Consider the following 13565-nt stretch of genomic DNA (forward strand, 5'->3'; position numbering starts at 1 on the left):
TTAAGAATATTCATAAAACTAACATCTCGTTTATCTCTGAAAATTAATAAAATATTAATATAAAAGATGAAAAAAGAGAGGATACCTTATGAAACTATTGAAATCAAAAGCATTATGGGGAGCGGTTGGAGCGATTGTTGTTGCTTCCACTATAGCTTACAATGTAGGTACGATTCCTGGTGATGCAGAAGTAAATGGTAAGGTTACTACATATAAGAGTCTAGTTAGTAATATCGAACAGAAAGAGAATTCACTGGATAAGACAGAAAAAGAATTAAAGACTACAAAAGAAGGTTTGGACAAGGTGAATGCAGAGTTAAAGCTTCGCTCTGCGGAATTCGAAGGGGCTAAAAAATTATTAGAGAACAAGACAAACATCGAGAATGAAATTAAGAACAAGCAATCTGAACTGGATGGTAAAAAGTCAGAGATAAGCAAACTAGATGGTGATATCAACGCTAAGAAAGCTGAGCTGCAGAAGCTTACGGAAGGTGTTGTATTGAAACAGCAAGAGCCTAAGAAACTTGGTGCAGGCTATTGGTCTGTAGGAAAAGATATTCCTGCAGGTAGATATAAGATAACTGGTAAGAGCAACCTCTTTGTATACAGTTCATCTGGAGGTACAAAGGTGAATGTGATTTTAGGTGGAGGAGACTTTGGACTAGAAAGTTATGTGGTTGCTATAGTCGATGGAGATATTATCGATACTCGCGGCGGTGCTACATTTCAAGCGATTCAATAATTGTGATCAGGAGAGTAGTCTCGTGGCTACCAATAGCTTACACTGAACGATATAAATCCTACGTAATGTGACTGTACCTCTTTTCCATGTTCTAGACAAAACAAAACGCCACTTATATTTATAGCTATCAATTTAAACTAAATAAGCCAGATGTTTTTCGACATCTGGCTTATTTGGGCATTCATTTTATGTTGGTATTTCACAATTATATACAGTAGTTGATGTGGTGAGCCGTACCATAAATAAGTGAGTTTTAACGGGGATATATTTAAAAGTACACGATGATTATCAGAATAAAAAAGGATAGTCGAAGGAATCGTCATGTAAAAAAAGCTTCTTTTTTTAGTAGTTACTCATTATGAAATCGTCCCCTTAATAAATTTAACAGTACTCCAACAGAAGTCCCCTTCCTCAAGCGCGTGCAGGACATAGTCCAGTGGTAGGGAGGGGATGAATGTTGATCGTGCACAGCGTGAAGTTTTCAGTTCCTTTTTCTGTAACTCCATGTATACTAGTAGTATGGGAACGTACATTCGTTTCTTTGTTTTTAGGAATCTGAAACACTACAATGAAAAAAGAGGAAGGTGATGACAATGTTGCTGAGCCAAAAATATGAAATTTTCCCAACGAAAGAACAGAAAGAAATGTTAGAACGTTGGCTACAATATTGTCGTCAAACCTATAACTCTGCTCTTTTAGATAAACAGAGAAAATATAAAGAACATCAACAGCTGTATACACGTTCTGACATGCAAAAGCAACAAGTAATCGATAAGAAGAGATATCCTTTTCTAAAAGCAGTGCCATCACAGCCCTTACAAGAAGTATTTTTACGACTCAAAAAGGCATATGATGGCTTTTTGAGTGGGGATACGAACTATCCCAAATTGAAAACGTATAAAGACTATAATAGTCTCACTTTCCCTCAATTTGGATTCAAATCGAATGGGAAACACCGCTTTGCGATGTCATTTGCAGATAACGGAAATTTATATAACAAACAATTAGGAGAAATAGAGATTCATCTGCATCGGCCGATAGAAGGAACAATCAAACAGATGGTACACTATTTTTAGTGTCGAAAGACAGGATGTACCTCCCTCTATTGATATGGAAAATGCAATTGGTATAGATGTAGGACTGAATGAATACGCTGTTCTTTCAAATGGAACGGTATTTGAAAATCCAAGATTTCTTCTACAAAAAGAAAAGCAATTGAGCAAAGCACAGCATAACCTTTCGAAGAAAAAGAAGGACTCTACGAACTATAAGAAGCAAGTAGAACGGATTCGGAGCCTTCATGAAAAGGTAGCGAATCAAAGAAAAGATTTTTTACACAAATTAAGTTATCATCTCACGCAAATGTATTCGGTGATTTGTATAGAAAATCTGGATATTCGAAAGATGGTTCGGAATCGAAAAGTGTCGAAGTCGATCTCTGATGCAGGCTGGGGCGCTTTTCGTAAGATGCTTTTGTATAAGTGCGAGAAATTTGGAGGTTTACTTGTGAAAGTAGACCCAGCGTACACATCACAAGATTGTTCTAGCTATGGGAATCGTGTGGAAAAATCACTTTCGATTCGGACACATATTTGTACAAAGTGTGGAACGGTGTTAGATAGAGATTATAATGCAAGTCTCAACATTTTGCGAAAAGGATTAGAGCAATTACTTGTGAGAACGACTGAAGAATGAAACTGTAAGGCAAGGTTGTGTCCGAACAGTATAAACGACGCCTGTGGAGAGTATGTAAGACTGCTTGGATTCCCAAGCAGCAACGCTCTATGAAACAGGAAGCCCCTTCTTCAAACGATTCGTAAGAGTGTTAAGGAGGGGTAATTCACTGAGTGGGTGCAGCATGATGTAGGGGCGATTTATGTTATGAATTTTGAATGGGCATTAGCTTCCTGGATCGGAATTCCGTCACCAGTCTGTATTTTTGCAAAAGAGTGTGGTAGAGCGGTCGCTATGGAACATAATGGTGATCTGTTTTCTTGTGATCATTACGTTTATCCTGAATATCGATTAGGAAATATTACAGACGGATTAGTAAATATGATAAATTCCCCCATCACAGCTTGCCTTTGGTAAGAAGAAGCAAGATACACTGCCCTTAGTGTGTAGAAATTGCGAGGTTCGATTCGCTTGTCATGGTGAATGTCCTAAAAATAGATTTCTAGTTTCAAATCAAAATGAGCCAGGATTAAATTATCTATGTGCATCCTATAAGAAATATTTTAAGCATATTAACCCTTATATGAAAATGATGAAACAGCTGTTACAAGATGGTTTCCCTGCTTCCTATATAAAAGAAATAATTATGGATCAAGGAGGTCTTTCGAAAATCTAAAATAGGATATTTCTAATTTTTTGAAACCGTTGGGACTTTAATTACTTTAGTTGATCCAATTATCTAATACGAAATATGTTAGTTTATATTCACGAATGATATCTTTTTGGATGGGTATTTACGCTGAAGCAGCAAGAATTTGTTGTTTTTTGCGCATTGATTTGATTTTTTATGGAAAGATATGTTAGTAGGTATGCGATTTGAACGCTCTATTTTTTAGAGTATGAAAGGAGGAGTACGCATATGGAGGAAATTGAAGTAGGCGAAATTTTTACCCTTAGCGATGAGAGTGATCAGGAGCAGGAAGTTGAAGTGCTGGGAACGATGAATGTCGAAGGAGCAGAATACATTGCTGTCGGCTTTGTAGAGGACCTTCAAAAGGAAACAGATGAAGACATTGATATCTTCTTTTTAAGAGTAGAAGATGATGGTGAATTGTCATACATCGAGAGTGACAAGGAGTTTGAAAAAGTGTCTGCTGCGTTTGAGGAAATGATGGATGAGCAAGATTAATATTGGTTGGACAGAAGAGAGGGATAAATATATGCCCTCTCTTTGTGTATATATGGTTGAAAAATATTTCCTAAATGGCTAAATCAACGAATAAATCATCGCATAAAAATAGCGTTCTACCAATTGGTAGAACGCTATTTTACCGTATTTTATGACCCCGGAGAGGCTCGAACTCACGACCTCCACCCTGTCAAGGGAACCTTTCAGTTAACTGTAGAGGTTTAGGATCAGTAAAACTTATATGTATCAAGGCTCTCAAGTTATTATCTTCATTGAGAACCACTTCAATTAGAGTTTCTTACGGAAAATACTAAAGGAGTTATATTCATTGGTCAAGTACTTTTTGCAACAACCTCCACAGGGGAAATTTTTGAGTTGTACTTCTCAGGTGATTTGTAGCTTTCTATGTAGATAGTATATTTATATTGGTTTCTTGTACAATACGTACTATTAAAGATGAAATAAAGAATCTAGGTGAAGAGGTTAGATTCACCTTAACTATATATCCTTTTTCATTACCAACATCATTCCTAATGGAGAAACTTAGAAATATGGTATAATTCTCCATGAACATAGTAGAAAGGATTTAAACAATGGGACAATTTCAAAGTAATTTTCAAGCGGCACAACAAATCGCTACGCAGATGAGAGTAGCTTCGGATACAATCCAAAGTGCGACAAATCGTTCTATAAAAAAGGCGACGCGTACTACGCTATCTGTTAACTCCAAAGCACAAGAAGCGAACCAACAAGTTTTAGATTTAACGAAACAATTTTCTGCCGCCTTTCAACAAGCGGTTGATAATATTCATTCGGTAGCTAACGGGTTTGAGAGAATGGATAACGAACTTCAAAATACTTTTCGCTAATGTGACAACCTACGTAAAGTAAAACGATAGGAGGAAAAAGATGAGTCAAGATATTGAAGAACAAATCCATCAATTAAATCAAAAATTACAAAGTATATTCGAAGAACAGGATCGGAATCAATCTGCGATTCAAACACAGGAACAAGCGGAAACAGATTTTCACGAATGGAAAAGTCGAAGCAATCGTTTATTTAATCGAATTTTCGAAACTTGGCATGGGGATAAAGAGTTATCTCATTTTTTTATGAATATGCGTCAAGAAGCAGGGCACATTGAGCGAAAACTTACATTCGAATTGGAAAACCAAAAAGAAACGTTGCTTAAAGAAAGACGAGACCTTAGTGATTTAGAAAACGACCTTTCCTATCAGCAACAACAATTAGCAAGGGAGGTCAATGCATGAGTTTAAATATGTATTTGGGAGAAGTACAAAGCCAAACTCAAAGCATGAACGCTGTATGTACCGCTACCATTCAAGGTATGGAACAAGCCATTCAGTCGATTGACGCTTTTGCAATTGATACTGTTTTACAAGGGCAGACTTATGATAGTGCGAAAGCATTTTTTGTACAAACCTTTCGTCCTTTAGCACAGGGAATCATTTACTTATGTGAAGAATTAATCCGTCAGAATGATGCCTTTCCAAGTCAATTTCAATCAAAGGTAGCTTCAACTGATGTAATTGAACAAGAAATATTAGAACAAATTCAAGAAATTGATCGAATGAAAGTAAGTATGGAAGCCATCATTCAAACTATACCAATTCCAGGTATGGACGCTATGGCGAATCTTTTCACTGCTATGAGGAAAAAACTGCAAGAAAAGTTAGATCACCTGTATGAGTTTAACCAAACATCTAGTAATAATTATAGTACAGCAATTCAATTAGCCGCTAGCATTGCGACGGGTTTGGCTGAAGTCCAAAGTGGGAAAGGTTTTAGTCCTGTAAGTGGTACATTTAGTACACAAGGATTGAATATGGAGTGGACAACCTCTATTCAATCGATTACAGAAGAAAGGGCACGTCAGGCTGAAAACCATCTAAAGAGTAGTTCAATTGAAGAAGGGGCAATGTGTGGTAAGTTACCTGAAAAATCTACTTTCCGAAAAGTTATAGATGGCACTATAGAAGGTGCAGGAGAAGCAATTGGAGACACCATAGAAGGATTTAAAGCGCTTGGTAAGCGGGAAACGTGGGAAAACATGGGGAATGCTGCGTTGCATCCTATTGATACCCTTAGTACCATGTATAATGTAGTGTCAGACTCATTTATTAATGATGTAATAAATGGAGATGCTGAAAGTCGTGCGAAATGGGGAAGTTATGCTTTAACACAAGTTGCAGTAGGTGTTATTGGCGATAAAGGATTAAGTAAAGCAAGTAAATTGGGTAAAGTGACAACTAAAATAGCAAAAGATAAAATTCCAGAAGTTATTTCTCATACTATTGGTAATTTACAAATGGGGGATCGTTTTGCTTTTGCTGGTGGAAATAATATACGTTCTAGATTTGCTATACCTGATTTTAAACAAACTGAAGAAAAACTATCCACTTATCAGTTCGCTAATTCTGGTGGAAGAAACCATACTCCATCACTCTCTAATAGACAAATCATGTCTAGCTTAAGAGGAACAGAAAAATTCACGAGAAGAGGACTTAAGCATATTCTAGAGGGTGAAATAAATGGCATTGGTAAAGCAGTTGGCTATCACACTGAAGCATTAGAGAATACACCAGGAAAAATAGTTGCGGGAACAGAAAGAACAGTAAATAATCAGGGAGTATATAAAGCTAAGGTAGAAGTAAATGGAGTCCCTAAGACTGCAAATAGGGGATACTCTACATTTTTCCCTAAAGATTGGAGTCCACAGAAAATTGTAGATAATATAAATGAAGCATACAATAATAAAAGACTTGTAATCGATAATACATATAAAGGAGTAGGTCTAGACGGTATAGAAATTATCATGTATATAGCTGACAACGGGAAAATTATCTCTGCTTTCCCAAAAGAATAAATTCTATTTTTAATATAAGGGAGTATGATAGAAATGAAATATAAATATACTTTTGAAGTGCTTGATGATGAAATATTAATCATGAGGGTACCAAAGGAAATTAAACTTGTTGGAACCTTTTTATATGTTGAAGTTTCTGCATTTGGAGATTGGATTTTAGAAGAGATACATAGTGTTTTAAACGGGGAAAAGGATTATGGAGAAGTAAATGGCAACATTTGTGGTTTAGAAATTCGAAGAGATACAACTATTGTCCTAGACAATTTAGCTGAAGATGGTAAAGGTGAATTTTGTGAGATAGAAACGGTTGAATTAGTACATTTAATTAATATTTGGCTGGACAAACAAAAAGAGTTTAAAAAAGAGAAAACACAGGAGTAAAATAATTTAAAAGGCTGACTTCATACAGAAGTCAGCCTTTTAAATTATTTTACATACCACATACTATCTATAGCACGGATTTTCCAGACACCCGGCGAACCAAAATCCCGAAAACCTCCCCCTCGATAAATTCACTTTTGTGTATAACGAATCAGGCCTGCATCTTAAACAAGAGAAGCCGATTAGAATAACTTCTAGGTCACTATATAAGTGATTTAAAGGTATTCTAATTGGCTTTTTATTACTCGTAGGACACTCACAGGTAATGTTCCGAGGTGTGTTAAATAGGTAACCTCCAACCTCGATGCGATCCTTTTTAGCTAAACTCATATCAGAACTATATAGTAACCAATGTAGTGATAGCTCTATGTTGTGTAAATCTGAGGTAGCCAGCTCTGTAGTATACTCCAAGATTACATAAAACGATAAATAAGTGTAATCATTTAACTAGGGAAGCAAACCTTACCGTTAAGCCTTTTGTATGTTACATAAAGTTATTACATAAAAGATTACATAAAACATTTACACTTAGTGAGCTCTCATGTTACATTAAAAGCACAATAAATGTAAGGGGGAGAAACCTGATGAGAATCGCTTATGCTAGGGTTTCAACTGATGAGCAGTTACTTGATAGACAACTGGAAGCACTCAATAAGTATGGCTATGATAGATTAATCCAAGAGAAATATACAGGAACTAAAAAAGATCGAGCAGGACTAACCCAGCTCATGGATACAGTACGAGAAGGTGATACCGTTATTGTAGAAGCTATTAGCAGACTAGGGAGAAACACTCTTGATATCCTTACAACTGTTGAGGAGTTAAATAATATGGGTGTTACTTTCATATCATTAAAGGAAAATATGGATACTTCAACGCCGACTGGAAAAGCTATGTTCTCTATGATGGCAGTAATTAGTCAACTTGAAAGGGACTTAATAGCAGAACGAACAAAAGAAGGACTGGCAAGCGCAAAGAAACGGGGAGTTAAACTAGGTAGACCTCAACTCGATAATGACAAAATAAGGGTAGCTTTACAGATGTATGACTCTGGAGAATATTCCATCAAGGACATTGTTAGTCAAGTGGGGATATCTCAAGGTAAGCTATATAAAGAGATTAATAAGAGAAAATTACAAGAAGGAACTACGAGATAGGTGACAATTAAGTTGCTACCTCGCTGTTTCTTTTTTTGTTTGTATGCGAGTACGGACAATGTAGCTGCACCTCATAGTGGTAGGTATTGGCTACACAAGTACTGCTCATTAGACTACTTCTGAGAAGGTGACAAGTTGTCACTCTCTACTAGAGCTACACCTCTGTAGTGATCCTGCTGGCACATACCAATAGTTATACTCCTGTAGCTGTACCTTTATAGTGATACCACACGAGAGCGTACCATGTAGTTATACCATGAGAGAACGACACTATGTAGTCATCTTAGAAGGTAACAACATTTTACCATCTCATATGTATGTACTTGTGAGGTGAAACCTTGTGAAGGCTTGCCTCGTTAGTCCAGCTCGTGGAGAGGATCGTGTGAGGTTAAGGTTATTGGGAAAGGTTTGAGTATCACCTCATCAGGTGCTCACCAGTTACCCATTCCACAAGGTTAATCTATATATGGTTTGTTAAATATATAAATATCATAACATCCAGGTATGTATATATATTCGATAGTAGCCATATTTAGAAAGTATACCTATGAGTAAAATATATCGTATTTACTGAATGTGATTACAGAGGAGTACAACCAGTTAGTTTTTACCTCGTTAGCCGCCATTTGAGGGGGAACCTCTTGAGTTTTCACCTACCTTGCTTACCACCTAGAGTTATAGCTTATAAATTGAATTTTAGAGTTAAAAATTTTTTAGAACTAAATTTTTGAGTAAAACTTTGGTGATTAAAACAGGGAGGAGGAAGCATGGTAGAACACACCTCAGGGGATTTGTATAGTTTTGCCTACTGAATACCAGCTCAAGGGAAGACTAAAAAAGTTGTAGCCTCACAGTATCCTATACAGGAAACTAGAAGTTAAAGCTTATTGGTTGATCTAATTTAGTTAGTGTTCGTAAATAAAGATAAATAACTTACGAGCTGGCGCTCTTAGGTTAACCTAATTAGTGACTCTTAGGTGTATCTAATTATTTAAACCTATTAGTCCATCTCATAGATAAATAAATATAAATGACCTTATGAGGTGGACTAATTAGTAATACTCAGTAAACGAAAATAAAAAAGAACTACTGAGGTGACCAAGTTAGTTAAACTAAAGGATTTCGTCTCGTAAGATATTTGAAATATTTTATATATACGAGATGGGAATAAATTAGGATTAACTCCACAAGTAAGGCTAGTCGATTCTCGACAAGAAGTAACCTTGTGAATTTACCTTAAAGGCTTTCCTCCTCAGATATTTTATTTTTTTGTTTGAGGAAGTACGATCTACTTTAGTTGAACCCATATAAATTACATATGAGTAAAACTTGGAGCTGTGCTGATGAGTAAACTGTATGGTTTGCTTAGTTGGTATAGCTCTTTTTGTTTGCTACTTGAGATGGGATTAAGGAGGGGGAGTCGAATTAGGTACCACGAGATAGCTATGTAGTCTATAAGAATAAAGAAGGTTTTTCTGATTGAAATAGGGTTAAACCTTAGAGCTGCAAGGGATTGGTCTACTTTGAATCGACGCGTTTTTTTTTCGCGTATTTGAAGAATCGACGCATTTTTTTTACATAATTAACTAGGTTAACTAATTTAATAAAGCTTTAATGCTACTATGGAAGATATTTATTTTCGTAAAATAAAACCAAATTGAATTGTTGAGAACATCCAAAGAAAATACATGAAGTTGTCCAAAAAAGAACTTGTACAACGCCTGAACCTTGCAGAAAATAATTCAAAATGGGTAGCGAAATATTTCGGAATTTTTAAGAGGTGATACAGGTAAAGTATCACCTCTTATTCAATTAAATGGCCCTTTTGTTGAATAAAAACCTCCAAATAATACCGGATATTTATATTATTTTTGTATGAGATTTTGAAGAAATGTACTTAAACTATAGAAGCAGTTTAATTTAAGTACAATACTTCACAAAGGTCGGTTCCTAATTAATTTCCATAGTTATACCATAAGGAAAAAGCACATAACATGGAGTAGTGACTAAAAAGGAAGGAGTGAATAAAACTTGGATGAAAAATTCTATGATCCAAACTTCCCTGTAAAACGTCGGGATGAATTACTTAAACAATTAGAGAAAATTAGTAAGGATAAGGGACTTTCATTTTCTTTTACGACTTCTTCGTATTCTTCAGACCCACGGTGGAGTAACTGGAACGATACTTTTACTGACCATGGCCACTGGTATAAAACATGGGGAAATTCTATATGACAGTTAATTTAATTGTCATTCAGCCTTCTTCGCTTTGTAATCTGAATTGTAGTTATTGCTATGTTCCCGAAAGACAAAATTCAATGATCATTGAAGATTCTACACTGGAAAATATATTTTCAAAAACTCTAAGCAGCACGATTGTTAGTGACCATATCGAGTATCTATGGCATGCAGGAGAACCTTTAACAGTAGGAATATCCTTTTATGAGAAAATAATCGATTATATTAAGAAGTATAATATTGAAAATCGGAAAGTGATCAATTCCGTTCAAACGAATGGCACTTTACTATCAGCAAAATGGTGTGAATTTTTTAAAGAGAACCATTTTAAAATTGGTATAAGTATGGATGGTCCTGAATTTCTACATAACCAAAATCGTAAGGATTGGTCTGGTAAAGGGAGTCATCATATAGCCATGCGCGGTGTCAATCTTTTAAAAGAGTACGGACTTGATTTTGGAGCAATATGTGTTCTTACTAAAGAAAGTCTCCATTATCCGGAGGGAATTTTTTATTTTTTTTATGAAAATGACTTTAAATGGGTCGGATTTAATGTAGAAGAAATTGAAAATAGTAACCATTCAACATCTCTTAACTCCGAAAAATTGGAAAATATTACTCGGATGTATAATTCTTTTATGTCACGTCTTTTTGACTTATGGCAACAACATCGTGATAAAATCACGATTCGAGAATTTCAAAATATGTGCTCTGCTATAAATATCAAACTCAAAGACCGTCATTTTTATTGTGTTCCTGACGAAATACAAAAGCTGCGTATCGTTACGATTCAAAAGAATGGTAGTATTACAACGAATTCTCCTGAATTTGCGGGTAGCAGCAATAAAGAACTTAATAATTTTATAGTTGGAAATATAAACAGTCTGGATTCTTTCGAGCATATTATAAACAATGATATTTATTTGAAACTACAAGTTGAAATTGAAAATGGCGTTAAGAACTGCGCTGATACATGTCTTTATTTTGATTTATGTGGGGGTGGATCTCCTTCAAACAAATACTTTGAGAATGGTTCCATCTCTAGTACAGAAACAATCACTTGCATCCTTCACAAGCAAATACTCGCTTCTGTTGTCATCAATAAGTTGTCGGAATGATCATTTATCCATGATTCCGGGAGACTTTTGATTTTAAAAACGAAAATGTAATGAGGTCATATGTTGTACAAAAAGGATAGATGAACAGGGATTAAACCTGCTTGCATCTATCCTTTTCTTTTTACCCTATATAATATGTGACATTATAATTGAATACTTAATTATAGGGTTTTGTAATTATCTTCCTGACTTTTAATAAAAAAATCAGAACGGGGTTATACGTGTTATAGGTTTTAAAACTAAATAACTTTATTATCATTTTACACAGTCATCTTCGTAACTTTTCGGCTATCGAGGTGTAAGATCCTCGGTTTGAACGAGTTTTTTCTATTAAATATTAGTGCAGTATTACCTCAGCAGACCAATCGTAAAAAATGACTATAAGGTTGTTTCTTTTTAGTTCAGACAACTCTATAATCGTTTATATTGGGAGGTGACATAAAGTGATTCCTGTCTTGGAATATGAAGATTTGTGGGGCACTACCTTAAAAGTTGAATATACATTAGGTTCAATAAACTTTTTTATTACTGATGAGTATAGGAGACTTATTCATCTTGTATTCTTAGAAAGGGACGCTCATAAATTTATAAGTATTCTACATGGTAATAAATCTATGGATCTTATAGATGACGAGGGAAAAATGATGAAATTTCAAGCGTTAAATGATGGTTGTTTTGGGATTTCTATAGTATCTAAGAAGACAAGAGGTGGATTTCGATTTAATAAGATTCAAACTCAAGGGTTAATAAATTGTTTTCAAAGTATATGTGATTTATAAGTATGACTGAGGTGACATCTAGAAAGGGATTCAATGCGGTACTTGTTCTGGATTTTATAAATAAACATTAAAATGAGAAAGGGAGTTTTAACTATGAAGAAAGTAAAATCGGTAGCGTTTAACATAGCAGATCCTATGGAGTTTGACCTATATCACTACGCAGCTAAGCAGCAGTATTTTAGCACTTACATAAAAAGATTAATCCAAAGAGATATGGAAGATGGAAAGAGAATCATGCTTGAGATGGAACAAGCTAGCGAGATCTACTCGAAGAAAAACTAAGGAGCTTACCTATAGAGGTGGGCTCTTTTTTATACTCGAAAGAATCAGACAAGCATAATCCCGTCCTAAATTTAGAACGGGGTTAAAAATATAGTTGTTTAATTTTTGATGTAAACGGCTCACGGGAATGTGATTCCGCGAATTGTACGAAGCATCGCGGCAACCTCATTAACCATACTGTGGGTCTTTTCAATAGTGTTACAACTAGCCATTGTAATTTCTAAGAATATTTCATTTTCCATAGGAAAATGGGTAACGTAAAGCATGCAATCGTCTTTATAACCTACTACCCAACCTTTTTGAGGATAAACTGTTGGTGGAAAATGAAAATGAGGAGAATCACTTCTACTAACATTAGAAAATCCCATTTTTTCCAAGTTACCTGCAATAATACTCCGCACTCTGCCAACTTTTGTTTTACCAGAAAGTAATTGCCCAGATACTCCCGCCGAGGAGGGGGACGAACCGAAGCTGCCAACATGCCGAGTCGAGATATACGTGATTAATGGTACTGCCATAGAATTCCCTCCTAGTTAATCAATAATATAGCTTGGATATTCTATTCGCCGGGCTATAAGCTCAACAGCATGAACCACACTTTGGGCATCTTCTAGAGTGTTTCCAGAACCAACCATAATTTGATAGTATCGATTTGGTCCTGAAACCATAAAAAATTGTATTATGACAGTAGCACCGTTTGTTTCGCTTTCACCAATAACACCTTGTTGATAAAAATTTACATTTGTAAATCTTGAACGCATCATCTCGTCTACAATCAACTGCTTAAATTTCATAAGGTCATGAAGTATAGGTCGTTGATATCCTTGAGGATATACTACCGGCATAAAATTCCCCCCATTAGAGTTTCAACTTTTCAATTGAATATATTCGATATGAAAGTACTTTATGTATGGATATGGCGTATTAGCCCATCCCTTTTGTTCAAGTAACAGGTGGTTTTCTTGAATGTGATTTGTATATTGATTTTCAACAATCGGGCGCTTTAATTCTAAGGTACAGCAAAGAAGATCCTTAGAGGGCTATTAGAAAAAACTGCTTAGGTGAGGGGGCACGATTCGCTCAGTCCTTACCGAAGGAGGTACTCAAGAGAAAGAGT

At 35.5% G+C, this 13565-nt stretch carries 15 protein-coding genes and 1 pseudogene; 14 read left to right on the forward strand and 2 right to left on the reverse strand.

Translation table 11 applies throughout. From position 1 onward, the window contains the following. The first annotated feature begins 88 nt into the window (after window positions 1-88). The 14 genes and pseudogenes from NSQ40_RS06750 to NSQ40_RS06815 all read left to right on the forward strand — a co-directional run bounded on the left by NSQ40_RS06750 (window position 89) and on the right by NSQ40_RS06815 (window position 12448). Window positions 89-742: a hypothetical protein gene (locus NSQ40_RS06750; RefSeq protein ID WP_144568503.1), complete on the forward strand. Its 654-nt coding sequence runs from the start codon at window positions 89-91 to the stop codon at window positions 740-742. Between the two features lie 587 nt (window positions 743-1329). Continuing rightward, window positions 1330-2437 (forward strand): annotated as a pseudogene (locus NSQ40_RS06755) (RNA-guided endonuclease InsQ/TnpB family protein). A gap of 186 nt (window positions 2438-2623) precedes the next feature. Continuing rightward, a complete protein-coding gene (locus NSQ40_RS06760; protein ID WP_341286082.1) occupies window positions 2624-2833 on the forward strand; it encodes an SPASM domain-containing protein in 210 nt (69 codons plus the stop codon). A gap of 25 nt (window positions 2834-2858) precedes the next feature. Continuing rightward, window positions 2859-3092, forward strand: coding sequence for a hypothetical protein (locus NSQ40_RS06765; protein WP_240523075.1), 234 nt, complete (start codon window positions 2859-2861; stop codon window positions 3090-3092). A 243-nt stretch (window positions 3093-3335) separates the two neighbouring features. Further along, the gene (locus NSQ40_RS06770) at window positions 3336-3605 is read left to right on the forward strand and encodes a DUF1292 domain-containing protein (RefSeq protein ID WP_006094014.1); all 270 of its coding nucleotides are present in this window, start codon (window positions 3336-3338) and stop codon (window positions 3603-3605) included. A 593-nt stretch (window positions 3606-4198) separates the two neighbouring features. Then, window positions 4199-4474 (forward strand): TIGR04197 family type VII secretion effector, encoded by a 276-nt coding sequence (locus NSQ40_RS06775; protein ID WP_341286083.1) that lies wholly within the window; start codon window positions 4199-4201, stop codon window positions 4472-4474. A gap of 40 nt (window positions 4475-4514) precedes the next feature. Then, on the forward strand, window positions 4515-4877 hold the full coding sequence (locus NSQ40_RS06780) for a DUF3958 family protein (protein ID WP_006094028.1): 363 nt from the start codon (window positions 4515-4517) through the stop codon (window positions 4875-4877). Further along, window positions 4874-6493, forward strand: a complete 1620-nt coding sequence (locus NSQ40_RS06785) for an EndoU domain-containing protein (RefSeq protein WP_098187872.1) — start codon at window positions 4874-4876, stop codon at window positions 6491-6493. The genes NSQ40_RS06780 and NSQ40_RS06785 overlap by 4 nt, the downstream gene beginning before the upstream one ends. A gap of 33 nt (window positions 6494-6526) precedes the next feature. Next, window positions 6527-6874 carry a hypothetical protein gene (locus NSQ40_RS06790; RefSeq protein ID WP_018781095.1) on the forward strand — a complete coding sequence of 116 codons (348 nt, stop codon included), beginning with the start codon at window positions 6527-6529 and terminating at the stop codon, window positions 6872-6874. A gap of 584 nt (window positions 6875-7458) precedes the next feature. Beyond that, entirely contained in the window at window positions 7459-8031 is a 573-nt protein-coding gene (locus NSQ40_RS06795; protein WP_006094033.1) for a recombinase family protein, read from the forward strand. A gap of 2031 nt (window positions 8032-10062) precedes the next feature. Beyond that, complete coding sequence (locus NSQ40_RS06800) at window positions 10063-10266, forward strand: hypothetical protein (protein WP_018781094.1); 204 nt, start codon at window positions 10063-10065, stop codon at window positions 10264-10266. After that, on the forward strand, window positions 10263-11387 hold the full coding sequence (gene grrM / locus NSQ40_RS06805; RefSeq protein ID WP_258248206.1) for a cyclophane-forming radical SAM/SPASM peptide maturase GrrM/OscB: 1125 nt from the start codon (window positions 10263-10265) through the stop codon (window positions 11385-11387). The genes NSQ40_RS06800 and grrM overlap by 4 nt, the downstream gene beginning before the upstream one ends. A 443-nt stretch (window positions 11388-11830) precedes the next feature. After that, the gene (locus tag NSQ40_RS06810) at window positions 11831-12166 is read left to right on the forward strand and encodes a hypothetical protein (RefSeq protein ID WP_018781092.1); all 336 of its coding nucleotides are present in this window, start codon (window positions 11831-11833) and stop codon (window positions 12164-12166) included. Window positions 12167-12259: 93 nt separating this feature from the next. After that, window positions 12260-12448 carry a hypothetical protein gene (locus NSQ40_RS06815; protein ID WP_098124573.1) on the forward strand — a complete coding sequence of 63 codons (189 nt, stop codon included), beginning with the start codon at window positions 12260-12262 and terminating at the stop codon, window positions 12446-12448. 119 nt (window positions 12449-12567) lie between these two features. On the opposite strand, the gene NSQ40_RS06820 is transcribed toward NSQ40_RS06815, so the two are convergent. Both NSQ40_RS06820 and NSQ40_RS06825 read right to left on the reverse strand, forming a co-directional pair. Continuing rightward, the gene (locus tag NSQ40_RS06820) at window positions 12568-12966 is read right to left on the reverse strand and encodes a hypothetical protein (RefSeq protein ID WP_018781090.1); all 399 of its coding nucleotides are present in this window, start codon (window positions 12964-12966) and stop codon (window positions 12568-12570) included. Between the two features lie 15 nt (window positions 12967-12981). Further along, complete coding sequence (locus NSQ40_RS06825; RefSeq protein WP_018781089.1) at window positions 12982-13293, reverse strand: hypothetical protein; 312 nt, start codon at window positions 13291-13293, stop codon at window positions 12982-12984. Between the last annotated feature and the right edge of the window lie 272 nt (window positions 13294-13565).

The sequence above is a fragment of the Bacillus sp. FSL K6-6038 genome (assembly GCF_038050455.1).
Lineage (GTDB): Bacteria > Bacillota > Bacilli > Bacillales > Bacillaceae_G > Bacillus_A > Bacillus_A pseudomycoides.